This is a genomic window from Wenyingzhuangia sp., assembly GCF_039768515.1.
Taxonomy (GTDB): Bacteria; Bacteroidota; Bacteroidia; order Flavobacteriales; family Flavobacteriaceae; genus Wenyingzhuangia.
Genome location: NZ_JBDNAI010000105.1, coordinates 1 through 22394, shown reverse-complemented (window position 1 = coordinate 22394; position 22394 = coordinate 1). Strand labels below are relative to the sequence as shown.

At 34.5% G+C, this 22394-nt stretch carries 19 protein-coding genes; 9 read left to right on the top strand and 10 right to left on the bottom strand.

The features are described 5' to 3' along the window. Positions 1–2 precede the first annotated feature (2 nt). From ABF281_RS07055 to ABF281_RS07040, 4 genes are all read left to right on the top strand, one after another. Positions 3–596 carry an LUD domain-containing protein gene (locus tag ABF281_RS07055; RefSeq protein WP_347180977.1) on the top strand — a complete coding sequence of 198 codons (594 nt, stop codon included), beginning with the start codon at positions 3–5 and terminating at the stop codon, positions 594–596. Between the two features lie 10 nt (positions 597–606). Further along, entirely contained in the window at positions 607–1431 is an 825-nt protein-coding gene (locus ABF281_RS07050; protein ID WP_347180976.1) for a phosphatidate cytidylyltransferase, read from the top strand. Between the two features lie 3 nt (positions 1432–1434). Continuing rightward, the gene (locus tag ABF281_RS07045; RefSeq protein ID WP_347180975.1) at positions 1435–2088 is read left to right on the top strand and encodes a phosphatidylserine decarboxylase family protein; all 654 of its coding nucleotides are present in this window, start codon (positions 1435–1437) and stop codon (positions 2086–2088) included. A 61-nt stretch (positions 2089–2149) separates the two neighbouring features. Beyond that, positions 2150–2749, top strand: a complete 600-nt coding sequence (locus ABF281_RS07040) for a YceI family protein (protein WP_347180974.1) — start codon at positions 2150–2152, stop codon at positions 2747–2749. Between the two features lie 60 nt (positions 2750–2809). Here ABF281_RS07040 and ABF281_RS07035 read toward each other — a convergent pair whose 3' ends face one another. Further along, positions 2810–3631, bottom strand: coding sequence for a hypothetical protein (locus tag ABF281_RS07035; protein ID WP_347180973.1), 822 nt, complete (start codon positions 3629–3631; stop codon positions 2810–2812). Positions 3632–3753: 122 nt separating this feature from the next. Between ABF281_RS07035 and gcvP the strand changes: the two genes are divergently transcribed. The 5 genes from gcvP to fumC all read left to right on the top strand — a co-directional run bounded on the left by gcvP (position 3754) and on the right by fumC (position 12276). After that, positions 3754–6603 carry an aminomethyl-transferring glycine dehydrogenase gene (gene gcvP / locus ABF281_RS07030; RefSeq protein WP_347180972.1) on the top strand — a complete coding sequence of 950 codons (2850 nt, stop codon included), beginning with the start codon at positions 3754–3756 and terminating at the stop codon, positions 6601–6603. A 341-nt stretch (positions 6604–6944) separates the two neighbouring features. Then, entirely contained in the window at positions 6945–7943 is a 999-nt protein-coding gene (pdhA, locus tag ABF281_RS07025) for a pyruvate dehydrogenase (acetyl-transferring) E1 component subunit alpha (protein WP_347180971.1), read from the top strand. Between the two features lie 15 nt (positions 7944–7958). Beyond that, on the top strand, positions 7959–9602 hold the full coding sequence (locus ABF281_RS07020) for a 2-oxo acid dehydrogenase subunit E2 (protein WP_347180970.1): 1644 nt from the start codon (positions 7959–7961) through the stop codon (positions 9600–9602). A 124-nt stretch (positions 9603–9726) separates the two neighbouring features. Then, positions 9727–10734, top strand: a complete 1008-nt coding sequence (locus ABF281_RS07015) for a TlpA disulfide reductase family protein (RefSeq protein WP_347180969.1) — start codon at positions 9727–9729, stop codon at positions 10732–10734. A 144-nt stretch (positions 10735–10878) separates the two neighbouring features. Then, the gene (gene fumC / locus ABF281_RS07010) at positions 10879–12276 is read left to right on the top strand and encodes a class II fumarate hydratase (RefSeq protein WP_347180968.1); all 1398 of its coding nucleotides are present in this window, start codon (positions 10879–10881) and stop codon (positions 12274–12276) included. Between the two features lie 101 nt (positions 12277–12377). Here fumC and ABF281_RS07005 read toward each other — a convergent pair whose 3' ends face one another. The 9 genes from ABF281_RS07005 to ABF281_RS06965 form a co-directional block, all read right to left on the bottom strand. Then, positions 12378–12950: a pseudouridine synthase gene (locus ABF281_RS07005; RefSeq protein ID WP_347180967.1), complete on the bottom strand. Its 573-nt coding sequence runs from the start codon at positions 12948–12950 to the stop codon at positions 12378–12380. 7 nt (positions 12951–12957) lie between these two features. Continuing rightward, positions 12958–13299 carry an arsenate reductase (glutaredoxin) gene (arsC, locus tag ABF281_RS07000; RefSeq protein ID WP_347180966.1) on the bottom strand — a complete coding sequence of 114 codons (342 nt, stop codon included), beginning with the start codon at positions 13297–13299 and terminating at the stop codon, positions 12958–12960. A gap of 27 nt (positions 13300–13326) precedes the next feature. Further along, a complete protein-coding gene (gene prfB, locus ABF281_RS06995; RefSeq protein ID WP_347180965.1) occupies positions 13327–14433 on the bottom strand; it encodes a peptide chain release factor 2 in 1107 nt (368 codons plus the stop codon). A gap of 84 nt (positions 14434–14517) precedes the next feature. Continuing rightward, positions 14518–16668 carry a peptidylprolyl isomerase gene (locus ABF281_RS06990; RefSeq protein WP_347180964.1) on the bottom strand — a complete coding sequence of 717 codons (2151 nt, stop codon included), beginning with the start codon at positions 16666–16668 and terminating at the stop codon, positions 14518–14520. 88 nt (positions 16669–16756) lie between these two features. Next, positions 16757–18019 (bottom strand): hemolysin family protein, encoded by a 1263-nt coding sequence (locus ABF281_RS06985; protein WP_347180963.1) that lies wholly within the window; start codon positions 18017–18019, stop codon positions 16757–16759. Positions 18020–18211: 192 nt separating this feature from the next. Continuing rightward, complete coding sequence (gene lptC / locus ABF281_RS06980; RefSeq protein WP_347180962.1) at positions 18212–18793, bottom strand: LPS export ABC transporter periplasmic protein LptC; 582 nt, start codon at positions 18791–18793, stop codon at positions 18212–18214. A gap of 127 nt (positions 18794–18920) precedes the next feature. Continuing rightward, positions 18921–20276, bottom strand: a complete 1356-nt coding sequence (locus ABF281_RS06975; RefSeq protein ID WP_347180961.1) for a hypothetical protein — start codon at positions 20274–20276, stop codon at positions 18921–18923. 15 nt (positions 20277–20291) lie between these two features. Next, positions 20292–21557 (bottom strand): hypothetical protein, encoded by a 1266-nt coding sequence (locus tag ABF281_RS06970; protein ID WP_347180960.1) that lies wholly within the window; start codon positions 21555–21557, stop codon positions 20292–20294. Continuing rightward, positions 21538–22281: a type III pantothenate kinase gene (locus ABF281_RS06965; protein ID WP_347180959.1), complete on the bottom strand. Its 744-nt coding sequence runs from the start codon at positions 22279–22281 to the stop codon at positions 21538–21540. Before ABF281_RS06965 ends, ABF281_RS06970 begins: the two co-directional genes overlap by 20 nt. Between the last annotated feature and the right edge of the window lie 113 nt (positions 22282–22394).

Genomic DNA, 22394 nt, shown 5'->3' with positions numbered 1-22394 from the left:
ACATGGGTTTATTTGATGTTTTCAAAAAAAAATCAAAATCTAAGCTATCAACTAAAGACAAAAAGAACAACGAACAGACTGTCTTTTTATCATTAGATGACTTATTTGCTCATAACTTTATTAGCAAAGGAGGTAAGTTTTTATATTGTGTAACACAACAAGAAGCTCTTGAAACTCTAGATAAAATTTTAGAAGAAAACAACTGGGAAAAAATTTCTTGCGTTCAAAAAGAGTTGATAGACTTTGCAAATCAAACAAAAACTCAGATATCTGGCTCTTATGATGATAGTCCCTTTTTCACTACTTGTGAACATTTGATTGCAGAAACAGGAAACATCATGATTTCCTCTAATCAAATAAAAGAAATGAAACTTCCTGAGCTGAGCACTCATTTTATTGTTATATCCAACACGAGTCAAATTGTCAAAAACATGGGAGAAGGACTAACAGGCATAAAAACCAAATGTAAACAGAAACTTCCTACTAATATTTGTGAAATTAAAGACTATGGTAACCAAAAAAACAAAGAAGGCTTCATGAATTACGGACTCCGTAACAATAAGAACACATACCTTATACTTGTCGAAGATTTATAAAACCTAACTTATGCTTAAGAGAACTTTTTCAGGGATTATTTTTGTAAGTATACTTATATCCGCAATTTTACTTGATAGCTTAACTTTTTACATTCTGTTTTTCTTTTGTATGCTTGTTGCCATTTATGAATTTCAAAAATTAAGCAAACACAAGAACTATTATCTCTATGCCCTTGGGATTATTTCCTATTTGTTTTCTGAAAAAAGTATACTGATCCTAAAAAATCACTTTGATATTGCATATGATATAAAATCTGAGTTCGCTTCATCACTTATCTACGTACTGATCTTTATGTACTTCATATTTGTCTTGTATAAAAAAACAGACAAATCCCCTTTTACTGAACTTGGAAGTTTTATTTTAACTTATGCATACACTATCACTCCCTTTATCATTATGATAAGGATTCCGTTTTGTAATGTAGCACAAACTTACCATGCTACTACCTTCCTTGGAGTAATCATACTAGTATGGTCGACAGACACTTTTGCATATTTAACAGGAAAAAACATCGGAAAACATAAATTGTTTGAGAGGGTATCTCCTAACAAAACAATTGAGGGGTTCATTGGAGGAATGATTTTCACATTAGTCACAGCATGGGTTCTATCAATCTATTTTACTCAACTTTCTACGACTAAATGGATAGGTCTAAGCCTGGTTGTTAGCATATTTGGTAGCATAGGAGATTTAGTAGAATCTCTATTTAAACGCTCAGCAAACATAAAAGATAGTGGAAGTTTAATTCCAGGTCACGGCGGCATATTAGATCGATTTGACAGTTTGATTTTTGCTTCTCCTTTTGTCTATTTTTACTTAAATTTAATTTCATAATACATGTTTCACAAAGAAGGAAAAACCATTATAACCGTAACGTTAATTTTAGCTTTCATAACAACAGATTTGGCTTACTTTCTATTGAAAGATTTTGAGTGGTTACAATATATAATCTATACAACGGCCTTATTTTTCGTCTATATCATTTTACAGTTTTTTAGAAACCCAAAAAGAAAAACAAGCCATTCTAATGAACATGTAGTGGCCCCTGTTGATGGGAAAGTTGTTGTCATAGAGGAAGTCTATGAACCCGAATATTTTAAGGAAAAAAGAATACAAGTATCCATATTTATGAGTCCACTTAATGTACATGTTACTAGATACGGACTAAGCGGTTTGGTGCAATACAGCAAATATCACCCTGGTAAATATTTAGTTGCATGGCACCCAAAAGCTTCTGAGGAAAACGAACGTACAACCATTGTCATAGAAAACGACAAATTTGGAAAAGTCCTCTACCGCCAAATAGCTGGAGCTTTGGCCAAAAGAATCGTAAATTATGCGAAAGAAGGGACAAGAGTCGAACAAGGAAAAGATGCTGGATTTATCAAATTTGGATCCAGAGTAGATCTTTTTTTACCACTTAACTCTAAAATTAATGTATCTTTAAATCAAAAAGTAAAAGGAGCTGAAGACATCATCGCTAACCTTTAAGCTTACTTGTAAGCTATGATTGATATCTCCAACTGAATTATAAACCAAAATCCAAAAGATTATGAAAAAAATAATACTTATTTTATCCTTTGTAACTGTGCTTACCGCTTGTAAGGAGTCAAAAAAAGAGGACAAACAAAATGTAAAAACTGAAACATATCAGCTGAATTCAGAAACAGCAATAATAAATTGGACAGGATACAAATACACAAATAAAACGGGCGTTAAAGGACAAATGCAAACAGTAAATATCAGCAACAACAAAGTCGGAAAAGACATTTCAGAAGCTTTGACTGGTGTTGAATTCTCTGTACCTGTAAGTAGTGTCTTTAGCAATAATGAATCTAGAGATTATAAATTGAAGACATTGTTTTTTGCTATCATGGATCATACAGACTTGATTTCAGGTACTTTTTCCAATGCAAGTAATTCCCAGGGAACCATTTCATTGACATTGAACAACGAAACCCACGACTTACCTTATACTCTTGATGTTAAGGGAAAAACAGCTTATTTAAAAGCTAGCGTAGACCTGAATATCTGGCATGCGCAACCCGCTCTTGCTTCATTACATACCGCGTGTGAATTATTACATACAGGAACTGACGGAATCAGTAAGACATGGAATACCGTAGACTTAGATATTGTATTAAATTTTTAATTCCAGTGCACCCATCATGATATTGTAACCTCAAAGCAGATTATACCATCTGTTCTGAGGTTATAAACACAACAGTGCATAATAAAATATAGGAATACTCTCTACCCAAAAAGAAGCAAAAAACTTTGTCTGTTCCCTCTTAGAAAAAACCAAAAGCACAAATAACATTGAGCAAACTATTGAATACTCCGTAAGACAAAACCACTCAAAAACGTAAAAGTGTAAGGCCAGGGAAAACACCAACAAGATAAAACCTAAACATTTTACCCCCACTATCCCCAGTAACATAGGTAGGGTTTTTATTGTGTTCTCATCAAAACTCATGTCTCTGATATCGAAAGGGAGGGTCAATACAATGATAAAAAAAACCAAACTAAAGAAAAACACTAACTGGGTATGATTGTACCCTATGCTAGAAGTTATTGGGAAAAAAATCACACTCCCAGCCCAAACAATTGCAATAACAAATATCTTTATACCTGGTATAAAGCGAATAGAATATCTCACCCCATTCTTTCCTATAAAACTAAAAGCATAAAGCATTGTTAGGATTAAAAATGGACACAAGTATAAAAGTCTAAAAAACTCAAATTTTACTGACAAACATAGACCAAATGTAAAAGCTATTAAAAACAAGATATAGATAGGGATCTTGTACTGATTGCTGAATATATCTAGTAAGTGTGGCTGCCCATATTTAAATCTATTCATAAGGCGAATGAAGTGATAAGAAACAAAAGTAGCACACATTACAAATACAGCTTCGCTATATACCTCAAAACCAAATAAAAAACCACTACTCAGAACAAGACTAGCTGCCGCTAGAGATACATGTAAATTACTATGTACATAGAACTGAAAAATCAACTTTAAAACCTTCATAATTACTATTATACTTATCAACAATAGCCAAAAAAATTGGTTATAAGATTTGATATGCGAACAAAAATAAAACTTTTATTATATGTATTTTTGACGGACTAAATATTTATTTATTTTCATCAATGAAAACAGATGTTTTTGCAAATAGACACATAGGTCCCAATAGGGAAGAACAAGCAGAAATGCTAAAACAAATTAAGGTGCAATCAATTGACGAATTGATTAAGAATACAGTCCCAAAAGACATCATCTTAGAAAATCAATTAAAATTAGACCCCGCACTTAGTGAGTACGAATACATGGATCATATTCAAAAATTATCCATCAAAAATAAATTGTTTAAAAATTATATCGGACTTGGATACCATCCTACCATCACTCCAGGTGTAATACAGCGAAATATTCTAGAAAACCCAGGATGGTACACCGCTTATACTCCTTACCAAGCAGAGATAGCCCAGGGTAGATTAGAAGCTCTTTTAAACTTCCAAACCATGGTTAGTGATTTGTCTGGAATGGAAATTGCTAACGCATCATTATTAGATGAAGGTACTGCTGCTGCTGAAGCAATGATTCTTCTTTTTAACACAAGAAGTCGAAGCCAAAAGAAAAACAAATCATTAGATTTTTTTGTTTCAGAAAACGTATTACCACAAACTATAGATGTTTTGACTTCCAGAGCCACGCCTCTTGAAATTAACCTGGTGATTGGAGATCATGAAACCTATGAGTTTTCAGAAAATGATTTTGGTGGACTGCTGCAATATCCTGGGAAAAATGGAAAAGTTGTAGACTATAGTGATGTTGTAAAAAAGGCTAAGAATTTGGACGTTAGAATAGCTGTTGCTGCTGACCTTTTAAGCTTAGCTCTATTAACTCCACCAGGAGAATGGGGTGCAGATATTGTTGTAGGTACCACACAGCGTTTTGGAATTCCAATGGGTTATGGTGGACCTCACGCAGCCTATTTCGCAACTAAAGAAGTATACAAAAGATCTTTACCTGGAAGAATTATAGGGATAACCAAAGATATCAATGGCAACCGTGCCTTACGTATGGCACTCCAAACCCGAGAACAACATATAAAAAGAGAAAAAGCAACATCAAATATCTGTACTGCACAGGTATTGCTAGCTGTTATGGCTGGCATGTACACTGTCTTTCATGGTCCAAAAGGACTAAAATATATTGCAAATAAAATTTTAAACCACACACATACCCTAAACATTGCACTAAAAAATCTAGGTTTTGAACAATTAAACAATGTTTTTTTTGATACTTTAAATGTTTCCGTAGCCTCAGCCAGCAAAGTAAGAGAAATTGCCGAACACGCTCATGTTAATTTCTTGTACAACTCTGAAACTTCTATTTCTATTTCCATCAACGAAACCACAAACCTTGAGGACCTCAATGAAATCTTAAATATTTTATCGAATGTAAAAGGAGTACCGTTTTCTGAAATAAAAGAATTGCTAGAAATAGATGTAAAAACAGAATTCAAAAGAACTACTAAGTTTTTAACCAACCCAATATTTAATACTCATCATTCTGAGACAGCAATGATGCGTTACATAAAAAAACTAGAACGAAAAGACCTATCATTAAATCATTCTATGATTTCGCTAGGATCTTGTACAATGAAATTAAATGCTGCTTCAGAAATGCTTCCGCTAAGTTGGCCTAACTGGGGGAATATACACCCTTTTGTTCCTACCGATCAAGCACAAGGATACCAAGAAGTGCTTAAAGAGTTAGAAAATGATCTAAATGAAATCACAGGATTTTTTGCTACTTCACTACAGCCCAACTCAGGAGCTCAAGGAGAATACGCTGGACTTCTAACAATAAAAGCATATCATGAGTCTAGACAAGATCACCATAGAAATATTTGTCTGATACCCTCATCCGCACACGGTACCAATCCAGCTTCTGCTGTTATGGCAGGAATGAAAGTAGTCGTAACAAAAGCTACAGAAGAAGGTGACATCGATTTTGATGACCTGAAAGAAAAAGCAATTCTACACAAAGATAATTTATCGTGCTTAATGGTTACTTATCCATCAACACACGGTGTTTTTGAAAGTGGTATTAAGGATATCACTCAACTGATTCACGACAATGGAGGCCAAGTTTACATGGATGGTGCAAATATGAACGCCCAAGTTGGAATAACAAATCCTGCAAATATAGGGGCTGATGTATGCCACTTGAACCTTCACAAGACTTTTGCTATTCCTCATGGAGGTGGTGGACCAGGAGTAGGACCTATCTGTGTAGTAGAGCACCTGGCTCCTTTTCTTCCCTCAAACCCACTAATAAAAACTGGAGGAGACAACGCTATCAAGGCCATATCCTCTGCTCCTTGGGGCTCCGCACTTGTCTGTTTAATATCCTATGGCTATATTAAAATGCTTGGGGCAAAGGGCCTAAAATCTGCAACAGAAAACGCAATACTAAATGCAAACTACATCAAAAAACAACTTGAGTCCAAATACTCTATTCTGTATTCAGGAAAGAACAAATTCTGTGCACATGAAATGATCGTTGATTTTAGAAGTTTTAAATCTAAAGGAATTGAAGTTGTTGATATTGCTAAAAGGTTGATAGATTATGGTTTTCATGCCCCAACAGTTTCTTTTCCTGTTTCTGGGACTCTGATGATAGAACCTACAGAAAGCGAAAACAAAGATGAACTTGATCGTTTTATAAAAGCTTTGCTCAGCATTAGAGAAGAAATAGATGAAAAAGAGTTTCACGATCAAACCTCTGTTTTAAAAAACGCACCACATACACAAGAAATGCTCACTGGAGATGAATGGAATTATGAGTACACAAGAAAGAAAGCAGCATTTCCAATGGAAAGCATTGCAGAAAACAAATTATGGCCATCTGTAAGAAGAGTAGACGATGCGTACGGTGATAGAAACTTAGTTTGTTCTTGCGAGCCAATAGAAAGTTATAGTGGATCCTAGAATTATATTCCATATAAAAAAGCGATCCTGTCAATAGGATTGTTTTTTTTGTTTCAATAATTGATATTTTTTATCGATCTATTTAACCGATATTCAGTTGATCTTAAAACCACAAAATAAACAAATAAATAACTCATAACAAACACTTTAACAAATATCAAAATTACAACCCCCACGAAATTCAAATTGTTTTTTTTTTGATAACCCTAAAATCTAATAAAACAGGTGTTAAAAAAGTGATTATAGATGTATATTTCTTGATTATAATGTCTTATTTTTGCTAGCAGTTCGACAAAAACACAATCCATATGTTTGTGTTTATTGTAAATTTAAAATAAATCATGAAAGAAATCACTAAAGAAACTTATATCAATTGGTATAAGGAAATGCTTTTCTGGAGAAAGTTTGAAGACAAATTAGCAGCAGTTTACATCCAACAAAAAGTTAGAGGGTTTTTACACCTCTACAATGGTCAAGAGGCAATCTTGGCTGGATGTCTACATGTAATGGAACTGGGCGGAAAGGACAAAATGATTACCGCTTACCGAAATCATGTACAACCGATTGGAATGGGAGTAGATCCCAAGAGAGTCATGGCTGAATTGTATGGAAAAGCGACCGGTACCTCTCATGGAATGGGTGGATCAATGCATATTTTCTCTAAAGAAAAAGGATTCTACGGAGGTCATGGTATTGTTGGAGGACAAATACCTCTTGGTGCTGGAATGGCTTTTGGTGATAAGTACCATAACACGGGAGGGGTAACGATTTGTTGTTTTGGTGATGGTGCCGCACGTCAAGGATCACTTCATGAAACTTTCAATATGGCAATGCTATGGAAACTACCGGTAGTATTTATTGTTGAAAATAATGGATACGCGATGGGAACTTCTGTAGAACGTACCGCAAACCACCAAGATATTTGGAAACTAGGTCTGGGTTACGAAATGCCTTGTGGTCCTGTTGATGCAATGAATCCTATCAAAGTAGCAGAAGCTATGGATGAAGCAATGGATAGAGCTCGTAGAGGTGATGGACCAACATTCCTAGAAATGAAGACTTACCGTTACAGAGGACACTCAATGTCTGACGCACAACACTACCGTACAAAATCTGAAGTAGAAGAATACAAAAAAATTGACCCAATCACTCAAGTGCTTGATGTGATAAAGAAAGAAAAATACTTGACCGAAGAGGAAATCAAACAAGTTGAAAAAGACGTAAAGAAAAAGGTAGCTGAATGTGAGAAGTTTGCTGAAGACTCTCCATACCCAGAAAAGCAACAATTATACGATATGGTATATGAGCAAGAAAACTATCCATTTGTTAAACATAAATAATCCCATAGATAAAGTATGGCAACAATAATTAATATGCCCAGATTAAGTGATACGATGACGGAAGGAACCGTAGCACAATGGCTTAAAAAGGTTGGAGATAAAATTGAAGAAGGAGACATCCTAGCAGAAATTGAAACAGATAAAGCGACCATGGAGTTTGAATCTTTTAACGAGGGTGTTTTACTACACGTTGGTTTAGAGGACGGAGACACTGCTCCAGTAGATAGCTTATTAGCAATTATTGGTGAAGAGGGCGAAGATATCTCTGGATTGTTAAGTGGCAATCCTGTTCAAACAGAAGCCGAGGAAATTCCAAAAGTAGAGGAAGTTGCACCCGTTGCTGAAGAAAAAACAGCAGATGCTGCAATCCCGGACAATGTCACTATTGTAACCATGCCTAGATTAAGTGATACCATGACCGATGGTACGGTAGCATCATGGTTAAAACAAGTTGGTGATACTGTTGAAGAAGGTGACATTTTAGCTGAAATAGAAACTGACAAAGCAACAATGGAGTTCGAATCATTTAATGAAGGAACTCTACTTTATGTGGGACTACAAGAAGGTGAAACCGCTCCTGTCGATAGCTTGTTGGCTATCATTGGTGAAGCTGGGACAGATATTACTGCAGTAACTTCTAACTTTGGTAAAGCTGGTGACACCAAAACCGAAACTGCTCCCGTAGTAGAAACACCTAAGGTAGCTGCCACTGTTTCTTCTCCTGCACCCGAAAAAAAGGACACTCCAAAACCCTCCCCTACTGCAACAAAGACGGTAAGCGCAATAAGTTCTGAAAATGGTAGAATTATTGCTTCTCCTCTTGCAAAAGCACTAGCTGAAGAAAAAGGAATAAACCTAGCTAAAGTTATAGGAACTGGCGAAGGTGGAAGAATTGTAAAAGTGGACATTGAAAATTATACACCCGCTGCCGAAATCACTTCTGAACCAAAACCAATACCTGTTGTTGCAACTGGAGAAATCAGTCAAAGAGAGGAGAAAAACTCAAACATGCGTAAAGCAATAGCTAGAGCTTTAGATAAGTCACAAACAGAAAACGTAAACTTTACCATTAGTTTAGATGTGGACATGGATAATGCAATGGCTTCTCGTGCTATCATCAATCAACTGCCAGATACCAAAGTATCGTTTAATGATTTGGTAGTGAAAGCTTCTGCAATGGCACTGACCAAGCATCCGCAAATCAATACTGAATGGACCGTAGAAAAAACAATCTACAATGAACACATCGCAATTGGTGTTGCAGTAGCTATAGAAGATGGTCTTGTTGTACCGGTTATTCCATTTACAGACACAAAAAGTTTAACCCAAATTGGTGCTGAAGTAAAAGATTTAGCCATCAAAGCTAAAAATAAGAAATTAACACCTGCTGAAATGTCAGGAAGTACTTTTACGGTATCTAACTTAGGGATGTTTGGTGTTGATAATTTTACCTCAATCATAAACCAGCCTAATTCTGCAATTCTTTCTGTAGGAGGTATCAAACAAAAACCTGTTGTTAAAAATGGAGAAATAGTAGTAGGAAACGTAATGAATTTGACATTATCTTGCGATCACAGAACCATAGATGGTGCTGTCGGTGCAGCTTTCTTAAACACATTGAAACAGTTTATTGAAAACCCTGTTACCATGATGGCATAAGTAAAAAACTTATTTATTTTAAAACACCTCTGCTCAACATCAGAGGTGTTTTTTATATATTAGACTTTACGAACACGACTTAACCAACCCAAAGTCTGTTATAGAACAACTTAAAATAAAGAAAATGAATTATTTAAAAAAAACTTTTTTTGTTGGTATTACTCTACTCATGTTTGCATGTAGCGAAAAAGAACATCAATCAAGTATCTCAGGTGAGATCAAGAATTTGCCAAAAGAAATAAAAGAGGTCATCCTAAAAACCCCGTCTAAAATCAAAAGGATTAAGATTGAGAATGGTGCTTTTAAGGACACTATCAGTGTAAATGGTAAATACTGCTTCATCCAAATTGGTGGTTTTAAAAAGACAATCTTTTTAAATCAAGACACACAACTACACATCTATCTTGACGCCAATAACTATACTTCTCTTAACTACGGTGGGTCAGGAAAAGAAGTAAACAACTACTTAAATGAAAGAGAAGCTTTTACCGAGAGGATCTTCCAAAAAACAGACAGTATAAATCAGTTGAATGAAGTTGAATTTGAAAACTTTCAACTAAAAACAATTGATAAAATAGAATCTCTTTTAAAAGAATATGACAATATAGACCCTTATGTAATCAATACAGAAAAAGAGAACCTAAAGTACTTTATAGATAATATAGTACAACAATACAACAAAACAAATACAACAAAATCAAACAACAAAATAGGGAGTCCATCTCCTGAATTTAGTAATTATGAAAATTTCAATGGAGGAATGACATCTCTAAGAGATTTGAGAGGAAGCTACGTTTATATAGATATTTGGGCGACTTGGTGCCCTCCATGTAAGGCTGAAATTCCATTTTTAAAGAATCTTGAAGAGAAATTAAAGAACAACAATATTAAATTTGTAAGTATTTCCGTTGACAGTAAAAACGCAAAAGAAGCTTGGAAAAAAATGATTAAAAAAGAACAGATGAGTGGTGTTCAATTATTTGCTAATGGAGACAGAGGATTTATGGAAGCATACCAAGTAACCGGAATACCTCGTTTTATTTTACTAGACAAAGAAGGTAATATCATCAATCCTAATGCCCCAAGACCATCTGACCCAAACCTTTTTGATATTCTTAGTGAATTAAAGTAAAACTACAAAGTGTTTAATCTTACTGATAAATATTACAATCCGTAAAATCTATCTAATTGAACTAAATTTAAAAGAAGAATCATTTTTCTAAATTTTAGTTTCGCTTATATTTGACAAGCATAAATTGAATCTAAAAATTATACCATGAAATATCGTATTGAAAAAGATACTATGGGTGAGGTAAAAGTACCTGCTGACAAGTATTGGGGAGCACAAACTCAAAGATCTAGAAACAACTTTAAAATCGGTCCTGCAGGGAGTATGCCTTTGGAAATTGTTTATGGTTTTGCTTATTTAAAAAAAGCTGCAGCACATGCCAACTGTGATTTAGGTGTCTTACCACAATCCAAAAGAGATTTAATTTCTACCGTTTGCGATGAAATTTTAAAGGGTAAACATGATGATCAATTCCCTTTGGTTGTATGGCAAACCGGATCAGGTACACAATCCAACATGAACGCTAACGAAGTAATTGCTAACCGCGCTCAAGAGCTAGCTGGTGGAATCATCGGTGAAGGAGAAAAAGCAATCCAACCTAATGATGATGTCAATAAATCACAATCCTCAAATGACACATTCCCTACAGGAATGCACATTGCGGCTTACAAAATCATTGTAGAAAACACTATTCCTGGAGTAGAAAAATTGCGTAATACATTAAACGCAAAATCACAAGCTTTTAAAGATGTAGTAAAAATTGGTCGTACCCACTTGATGGATGCGACGCCATTAACAATTGGTCAGGAATTCTCTGGCTATGTCTCTCAATTAAATCATGGTTTAAAGGCCTTAAAAAACACTTTACCCCATCTATCAGAACTAGCTCTAGGGGGTACTGCTGTAGGTACAGGATTAAATACTCCTGCTGGATATGATGTGTTGGTTGCCCAAAAAATTGCTGAATTTACTGGATTGCCTTTTGTTACTGCTGAAAATAAATTTGAAGCGCTAGCAGCACATGATGCTTTTGTTGAGACCCATGGTGCTTTAAAACAAATAGCTGTATCCTTAAACAAAATTGCTAATGACATACGTTTAATGGCTTCTGGCCCACGTTCTGGTATTGGCGAATTGATTATACCTGCAAACGAGCCTGGGTCCTCTATCATGCCTGGTAAAGTAAACCCTACCCAATGTGAAGCAATTACTATGGTAGCTGCTCAGGTAATGGGTAATGATGTCGCTATTGGAGTTGGTGGTTTGCAAGGACACTATGAATTGAACGTTTTTAAACCTGTCATGGCAAAAAACTTGATTGAGTCTGCTCGCTTAATAGGAGATGCTTGTGTTTCTTTTGAAGAGCACTGTGCCGTGGGTATCGAACCTAATTATCCAGTAATAGAAAAATTACTGAACAATTCATTAATGCTTGTTACTGCACTAAATACCAAAATAGGATACTACAAGGCAGCTGAAATAGCCAATACTGCTCACGCGAATGGAACAACTTTAAAAACAGAAGCAGTTCGCTTGGGATATGTAACTCCTGAAGAATATGATGAATGGGTAAAACCAGAGGACATGATTGGTTCTTTGAAATAAAATTGAATAACTTTTCACAAAACCGTTACTTCCCTAGTAGCGGTTTTTTTTTGACGCACATTTGTATCTTTTTCAATACAACCAACATAGAATAAAATACATTAAGAAAACAAATTCTCTACTTCTAAAATTCCTTCCCTGCCAATCTGTGATAAGCTCATTACACCTACACGTACCCTAATTAGCCTTAAAACAGGAAAACCAACCGCAGCACACATTTTTCTAACTTGCCTAAATTTGCCCTCTTTTATTGTGATAGCAACCCAGGAGGTAGGACCATGCCTATCATCTCTTATTCTTTTTGATCTGTAAGGTAAAACGTGAGGCGTTTTAATACCTTCTACATGAGCAATTTTAGTTTTATAATCTTGCTTATTTACACTAATAGTAACCCCCGTTTTCAGCTCATCTATAGCCTTTTGCGTTATGCGCCCATCAACTTGAACATGATACTCTTTTTCTACCTTATTTGACCTTATTTGCTCACTCACTAGACCATTTGTTGTTAGCAATAACAACCCCTCACTAGGTTCATCAAGTCTTCCTATAGCCATAGTTCCTTCTGGAACATCATACAAATCACCTAAATATTTTTTTTTATGTGCTAATCTCTCACCACTCCTAAATTGTGACAAGTAACCGTATGGCTTATGTATGATATAATGCTTGTGCAAAGTAATTCTATAAAATTTGATCTATTAACGATGTAGGCCTTGCCACAACTGCTCTATCAAAATTAATCACGATAGGACGCTCAATTAATTTTGGGTAATCTATCATGGCTTGAATGACTTGAGAATCTGACAACTCTTTGCCCTTAAAATTATGCTTCCAGTCAGCTTCATTTTTGCGAACTAAAGCTAAAGGCTTAATCTTTAACACTGCAATGATTTGAGACAAACTCTCAACGGTAAAAGGATCGTCTAAATACTTCACGATTTCAAACGAAACACCCTTTTCTTCTAAAAAAGCTACGCCACCTCTACTTTTTGCACAGCGTGGATTGTGAAATATTTTAATCATTTGGCTTTTGGAATTCTATAATTAAGGCTATAATTCATCTTTCTGTTCGGGTTGACCTGACATCATCAAATAAGACTTTAAAAAACCGTCAATAGCACCATTCATCACAGCATCCACATTTCCAGTTTCATGCAAAGTCCTGACATCCTTGACAAGTTTATAAGGATGCATGACATAATTACGAATTTGAGAACCAAAATCTATTTTCATTTTATTTGCTTCTATCTCAGTTCTAGCCGCCATCTTCTTCTGTAGCTCCAACTCATACAACTGAGATTTCAAAAGTTGCATCGCTTTTGTTTTATTATCTAATTGAGATCGTGTTTCCGAATTTTCTATAATAATTCCCGTGGGGTGATGACGTAAACGAACCGCTGTCTCAACTTTGTTTACATTTTGTCCTCCAGCTCCACTAGCCCTCATCGTTTCAAACGTATATTCAGAAGGATCTATTTTAATTTCTATAGAATCGTCAACTAGAGGGTAAACATAAACTGAGGCAAACGACGTATGCCTTTTGGCATTGCTATCAAAAGGAGAAATACGAACCAAACGATGTACACCATTCTCTCCCTTTAAGTATCCAAAAGCAAATTCTCCTTCTATTTCAATAGACACCGTTTTAATCCCTACGGTATCCCCATCTTGCATGTTTAATTCCTTGATCTTAAACCCTTGCTTATTGGACCACATCGTGTACATACGCAAAAGCATTGCTGCCCAATCACAACTTTCTGTACCTCCAGCACCTGCAGTAATTTGTAATACAGCGCTCATCTCATCTCCTTCATCAGAAAGCATATTTCTGAATTCAATATCTTCTATCAAACGAACTGTTTCTTCTTCCAAAAGATTTACCTCCTCTTCAGTGGCTTCTCCTTCTTTATAAAACTCAAGCGTAACCCCTAAATCTTCTACACAAGTACTTGCATGTTTATAATCATCTACCCATTTCTTCAAAGCCCTGAGTTCCCTCATATGCTTTTCTGCTTTCTTGGGATAATTCCAAAAGTCGGGTGCAATAGATTTTTCTTCCTGATTAGCAATCTCAACCAGCTTTTTATCTATTTCCAGGTATTTTTTAAGTTTGGTAACTCTTCCTACCAGCTTCAATAATTGTTCTTGATTAATCATATACTAACAAAGATAATAAACGTTAATGTTGAGTACAAAAAAAGAGGCTTCAAAGCCTCTTTTTGTTTGTTATTAGTATGAACACTAGTAGCGTGAAGCCCTAAAATCTTCGATTATAGCCTCTTCTTTCAAAGCACTAAACAATTGACTAGATAAATTTGATTTCACTTTATTGGCCACTGCCTTGACATCAACCTTAGTTGCATCCACTTCTGGAATTTTTGTTGATTTGTTTACAATCGCAAACAAACCTTTAACACCGATAACGTTAGTCACCAAAGCACCTTCTTTACTAACCGCCGCAGCACTAATGACTCCTGGTTCAATTCCTACACCCGGTATGGTTGGCGCGCCTAAAGTAACATCATCAAAATGCTCAACTTTAACGCTATTAGTTTCTGCTATTGAAACCAAACTGCTTGCTAACATTTTTTCTTCTAGAATTTTAGCTTTCTTCTGTTTGAGTAAAATTGGCTCTACCTTAGTAAATGCACTACTCGGAGACATCAATCCTTTCTCCTGCTTTTTGGTTAGCACCGCAACCACATACCCTTTTTCATCTAAATCAAAACGTTGCATATCATTTACTGCTGTCTCAGCATCAAAAGACCATTTAACAATTTTTCTATTCTCCCCTACGGACCCAATATAAACATCTAATTCTTTTAATCCATTGACTGGATTTACAGCATAACTTCTCTCTTTGGCAATAGCAACAAAGTCTCCTCCATTTCTTATGTCATTAGCAAAAGTTTCCGCTTGCTCAAAGACTTTATTTTCTGTTTTTTCTGAAGCTTGTATTTGTCTTGAAATTGTTGCTAACTTGTATGCTTTTTTGAAGTTCTTTTGATTTTCTATTTTGATGATGTGAAAACCATAAGCTGTTCTAACTATACCTACTGACTTCCTTTTGTTTTCAAAACAGAAATCTCTAAACTCTGGCACCATAGCGCTGTAACCAAACCAACCTAGAGAACCTTTTTTGCTTGCTGATCCAGGGTCTGAAGAATAATTTTGAGCGATAGTTCCAAATTTTCTCTTTGACTTTGAAAGCACTATTAATAGACTATCAGCCAATTTTTGTGCTTCTGCCATAGTTCGTGTAACAGTTGGTTGAGCTGATTGAGCCCCTGCAAAATTTATCAAAATATGACTTGCTTGAACAGAATCAGGAATTTGTTTCACTTCTAATAGTTTTGATATTTTGTAGTATTGTGAAAATTTATATGGACCTACAACACTTCCCACAGATGCATTTTTGATTTTTTCTTTGGCAATTGTTGGCAATTCATTTTCAAACTGAAACCTTTCTATTAATGGTAAGTCCGAATCACTTTCTTGAGCAAATAAAAATCCGTCTTTTGTGTTTTTGAACCCTTCAATTAATTCAGTCGACTTAGATATCTTATTGTATTCTTCTTTATCTTCAATCAAATTAGACAAGCTTTGCTTGATTTCTTCCTCATCTTCTTGCGAAGCCGTAAATGAAAACTTGACTAAATTTAAATCTCTTGTTGCTTCTGTTTGATATAAATCAGCATGATCGTTGATATAATTAGCGACATCATCTTTACTTACTTTCACATCCGTATTTGGGATTGATGAAAAAGGTAAGTAAACATAATCTGCACTAACACTTGTATTGTTGAAAACATAATCGTTAACTGCTTCTGTTTCAGAAACAGTAACACCTACATTGACTAAAGAGTTATAAGCTTGAGTTAATAGGTTCTGCTTAATTGCTTTTTCATAATTTAACCATCCTTGTAATAAATTTCTTCCCTGTTCTGAGGCGTCAGACTCTAATCCAGAAATATAAGCTTTTAACTTATTTTCATCAAAGTTTCCTTCACTATCCTTGAACTGATTTGAATTGACTACTTCTTTACTAGAAATAATTGCTTCCCAAATTTCTCCCTCACTAATAACAACTCCTGCTTCAGCTAATTTTGTTTCGTATATTTTTTCTCTAACCAATTGATTCCAAACCATGTTCTCCACATACATACCACCATAAGCAGATGCGTTTCTGTTTTGAGCTTTGAAATTTTCAACACGAGTTGCAAATACTTTATAGGATGCATCTTTTCCATTTACTACTCCTATCGCATCTATGTTTTTGCTATTAAAAAAATCTATAATATTTTTAGGACTTACTACGAAGGAAAACATTGCTAATCCAATAACGATGATTAAAAACCCTGAGCGATCTCTTATTTTTGATAATATTGCCATTTATGTATATGTAATTTTTTGATTGTTCGCTAAAATACAATTTCAATTGATATCAGAAAACAAAAAGGAAGTTTTTAAGAGAAAAAAATTATTCTGAAGAATAATTAGATTTAAGATAAATTTCTTCTATCCTAGCACTACTAACTTGGGTTATTTTAATGAAAAAATCATCCATCTGAAATTCTTCTCCCAACTGAGGAATATCTTCAGTACTTTCCAAAATATAGCCTCCTAAAGTTTCATAAGAATCTGATATTGGTATTTTCAAATCATACGCTTCATTCAAATAATCCACTTCAAGTCTTGCAGACAATTCAAACTCATGATCACCAATCTGCTCATCAACCAAAGCTATTTTATCATGCTCATCTTCAATTTCACCAAACAATTCCTCAATGATGTCTTCGACAGTGATGAGTCCAGAGGTACCCCCATATTCGTCAATAACGACTGCAATACTCTTTCGTTTTTTCGTCATCAAATTTAAGACCTCATTTATCATCATAGACTCTGGTATATATTCTACAGGTAATAAAATGGACTTAATAGATTTGGGCTTTTTAAACATTTCGTAAGCATGAACATAGCCAACGATATCATCCAAGGATGTCTTATAAATTAAAATCTTTGAAAAACCTGTATCTACAAATTGTTGTTTGAGTTTACTTACTTTGTCGTGAATTTCTATGGCTTCAATATCTGTTCTTGGCACCATAATTTCACGAGCTTTTACTGAGTTAAAACTTAGTGCGTTTTGAAAAATCTGTATTTCTGAATCTATCTCATCATCTTTTTTACCTATTTCTAACTGTTTGTCAATATAATGACCTAATTCTTCTTTGCTAAACGCTTTCTCATCATTATCTTGATTGGCTCCGAAAATTAATTTTAACAATCCGTTAGATATTTGTTCTATGAAGCTAGACAAAAGATGAAATAACAAATAGAACAAGTAAGCAGGGAGTGCAAAGATAATTAGCATCTCATTGGCGTAAACTCTGAATATTGCTTTTGGCAGAAATTCTGCAGTAACTAAAATGACGAATGTAGAAATAATCGTTTGTAAGAATAATAAAGTAAAATCATTCATGTCTTCTGGAAATAGAGTTACTAATCTCTTACCCATATAAAAACTATAGATAACCAAAGCTATATTATTCCCAACCAACATGGTCGTAATAAACTTTGAGGACTTTTCAGTTAACTTGGTCAATAAGCGAGACGTCAAACCCTCTTTTTTTTTCTCAAGAGCAACTTGTAGCTTATTTGAGGAAACGAAGGCTATTTCTAAACCCGAAAAAAAGGCTGAAGACAGGATAGAAATTAAAATGATTAGGATTTCTAGATCCATAAATTTTATTTTTCTGTGCGTTTTTGTCTAAATCTGCGTTTAAAAACAAACATAAATAGGGCAAGAGTGGCCATTAATATTGAAACGATTGCTTTTGACCTGTCAGTATTCCAGTGGTTAAATATTTCGACTATAAATACAATTCCAACAACTAAATACCCCCACTCTATAATTTTTGAAAACTTATACATCTTATTTCTCTTTTTTATCGACGACAAAATCGCCTTTTGTTTCGTTTAATATCCAATTACTCAAATCACTCCTAGACTCAAATCCTACTCCAGTTATGGTATCTGTATCAGTACTGATCTCAAATGGGTTTTGGGTAAAATAGTACCCCTCTTTTTGATCCCAATACATTTGATCTGTGTTTAACGTTACTCCCTCATTATGATTGACCACAACCACATTTCCTATGATTTCGGAAATATTGGTGTTTTCATAACTGATTGCATAGTCACCTATAATGGTTATTGAATCTCTGGTATGACTATTTATCCTTACAATTTTTACCCCTTTCGGGAACTCTGAATAAGGGTTTAATTTTCTATTTGTAAAATCCCAATACAGAGGAGCAATCATTTTACTTGTTACTCTTCCAGAATCCTTGTAGACATAATTTATATTTTCAGTGACACCAATTGGTAAATTTTTATCTGCTAAAAAATCATTAATTTCTTTTGAAGAATTTTTACAACTAACCAAAAACAAGAACAAAACAAGTATTTTAAAATGAAATGTATACCTAAAAACAACGCTCATTATCTTGTTCATGTCTTTTAACTACTATTACAAATATAAGATTATAAATGATAATCTTAATGATTACTTTCTTGACCTTGATGATAAAAAAACCAAAGATAAAAATCTTTGGCTTTTTTATATCTGTAAAAAACTAAGGTTAAGGAATTCTAACTGTTTCTCCTATCCAACATTTAATGGTGTAAGAATCTCCTGATTTCAATCCTAATTCATTATTGAAAATTAGTTTTTTACTTGGCTGGTTTGCAGCATAGGCTTTTGCTAGCTTAGAAGCATATACACCAATACTTGGGTCCACTCTGCTTGCCTTCAGTGCATAAGATTTTGCAGCAACATAAACCATGCGCTTTTCAAATTCATTTTTACCACACTTATTTGCGCTACTTGCATATAGAGAAGCAATCATCGTATATGCCCTACCATAATTTGGTTTTGCTGAGATTGCTTTCTTTGCGTAAGATACAGCCTTGGCAGACTGACCTCTTTTCTTAAAAATATCTGCTACCTTATATAGGTTCTTTGCTTTTTTTACCGGATCTGTTTCTTGAGAAATAGCTTTATCAAAAAAGGATATTGCTTTTACTGTTTCTCCTTTGTCCATCAACAAACCTGCGTACAATACCGAAGCTTCAGGGGACGGGTCAATCTCTTGATACTTCTCAACCAATGCAGCATACAAAGGATCTTCTGTACAATCTTTCTTAAACATTCGATTGATCGCCCTCACAATCCAGACCTTATTTGTTTTATTCGCTTCAAACTCCTCTGTGTAAAGAGGAATTAAGTATTCACAAGTTGATATTTCCTCCATTTTTTGATCTAAAATAGCTTCGATCTGTCCTAATGCTTTGGAATTAATCGTGTAGGCTTTTAATTTTCTTTGTTCTGAGGTAATCAGTGCCTGTCCTTGATCTTTCTTTGCCTGTAGCAACTGTATATTGTTCAGATAACCTTCTAACTTGGCATTAATTGCTTCCACTGTCGTATCATAAGTATTGAACACATACTGTAAATTAGTCTCCTTGTTTTTTTCTAATACAGTTGTGAAATAACTTATTATTGAACCAACCCCTAGTTTAGCTGGATCAATCTTAAATGCTATTTCATAATGTTTAAAAACCTCTTCTTTATCAGCACCTACGTCTTCTAAGAAATCCGCGTAGTCACTATGAGCTTTCGCAGGTTTGGCATTAGGAAAATTCTCGAATCTTTTCTCATACATTTTTTTTCCTAAAGCAGCGACCCTTTCCATTTTTTCAGGAGAGGTCTTGATCACAGCTCCCAATAGGTTTCCACCATAAATATAAATATTAGCAGTTAGCTTTGGACTATTCTCTAAACACCATTCTAGATTCTTTAAAGCGGAATCATAATTTTTAGTCTTATAGTCCGTTTTCAACATATTGTAACGCAGCTTTGCATCTTCTTGTGCAAACGACTTTAGCATTACAACTGAAAATAAAATTGTAAATAAGGTTATTATTCTTGTTCTCATATTATTATTGATTATTTAACGTATTAATCTTTTTTCAAACCACTTATCTGCAAGTGAAAAACTTACACCTAAGTTTATATATTCCTCTTGGTAACTATTTTGTGATAATGCTCCTAACTGACCAATTTCAACAGCAAAATTAGCATAAGAAACTCTCTTACCTATTGGTAACCCTAAACCAAAAGTCATTGCTATGTTTTTTAATGTGTGATTATTTAGGACTGTACCTGTGTTTTCATATTTGAAACCAGCTCTGTAAACGACCCTACTTAAATAATTTTTTATCGAATACTTTTTAGGGATTACATACCCCCCAATACTCACTTTAGAAAAGGGCTCAAAACTTGTAGATAGAGGCGTACTGTAGGTTTGATTGAAAACATTACCTGAATAAGTTGTTGCTCCTTGACTTTCATAGGAAGCGCCCGCAAACCAGCGATTTACTTCTCCTAAACCTAACCCGATTACAGATTTGAATTCATTTTTTTGTATCCCTGAAAGGGTCAAAGCAATAGGAGTTCTGTTTGTGTTTTCATAGAAGTTATTATTACCAGACTCAAAGGCTTCATAGAATTTAGAATTTCCACTAGCTGAGAGGTTGTAACCAAGAACACCATAGGCTCCAAGCTGGGCTATGATTCTTTTGTATATCTTGATTTTGTACTGAGCTCCTATTTTGGTCGACAAGCCTTTTACATTATAAGACTCCTCCATCACCGTTGATTTCTGGATATTTTTAAAAGCCTGTGTTTTTGTAATCCCACCAAAATACACATTAGCTTGAAGACCCAATGAAAAGTTCTTGAATATCTGATACCCTACACCTCCATAAATATGATTTACAGTACCGTATCCGTTGTTGTAAAAACTCTCAGAATCTACATCAAAACCTATTGCAGAGTGAACACGTAAACCCAGCGCAAACCCACCTTTCATTCCTAATGGTACTCCAAAAATAATATTGGATAAGGTAGTTGATGAATTGCTAAAAGTCAAATCTTGAGTATTAACTTTAGTACTTTGAACTTGAAAAGCTCCACCGAAAGAGGTCAATTGTAAATCTGATAATAATGCAGGATTTACAAAAGTAACTGATTCATAATTGTTATTCCCAACAACGGACAAATCACCTTGAGCCCTTTCTGCTATGGTTGCTTCAGTAAAAGTAGTTCCTAAACCGATATTTGACAAAAGAGACTTGATTTGTTGTTCTTGTGCGCTCACATTCATAAAAAACAACAAGACGACAACAACAACTACACTATTTATTTTTTGCTTCATTTTTATTTTGATACGTTAGAATAGCGTCTAATCCTTCTAACAAAAAATTAGGAAAGACAAATATGCTATTTTTTAATTGTTTATACAAGGAATCTGCATCTCCTCCGGTTAATATTATAGTAACTTCTTCATATTGTTGAAGATAGTTTTCTATATGGCCTTCAATCTCAAAAACTAGACCATTTAGGACTCCACTCTGTATAGATTGCTGGGTTGTTTTTCCTAGGTTATTTACAGGAATAGGTGGAATTTCAAGAAGTGGCAATTTTTCTGTAAAAGTATGCAAACCCTTAAAGCGCATCTCCAAACCAGGAGAAATAGCACCTCCTAAATACTCCCCATTCTTCGTAATAAAATCATAAGTAACACAAGTTCCTGCATCAATAATCAGACAATTTTTGTTTCGAAAGCGAGACCAAGCATTTGCGACTAAAGCCAATCTATCTGCTCCCAAAGTTTTCGGTGTCTCGTATAAATTAGTGAAGGGCAACATCGTGTTCTCAGATAAAAAAACTTTATTTTCAAGTTCTAATTGATGAATAATTTCACAAACTTTATCAGTTACTGAAGACAAAATGACTGCTTTTATTTTATGGTTGAGTAAAACTTCAGCCATCTTTTTTTCAAAGTCTACAACATTAGATACAACCAAATGAATCAATTGACCATTCTCAAAAACAGCCAACTTGATTCTTGTGTTTCCTTCATCAATTATTAAATTCATTTGCTTTGTGTTATTGATTCCAAATATAGAAACATTTTTACACAAAAAATTTGTGAAACTTTAAAAAACTTTATAATGGCTCAGATGTTACCAAAAGAAACCGCAATGGACAG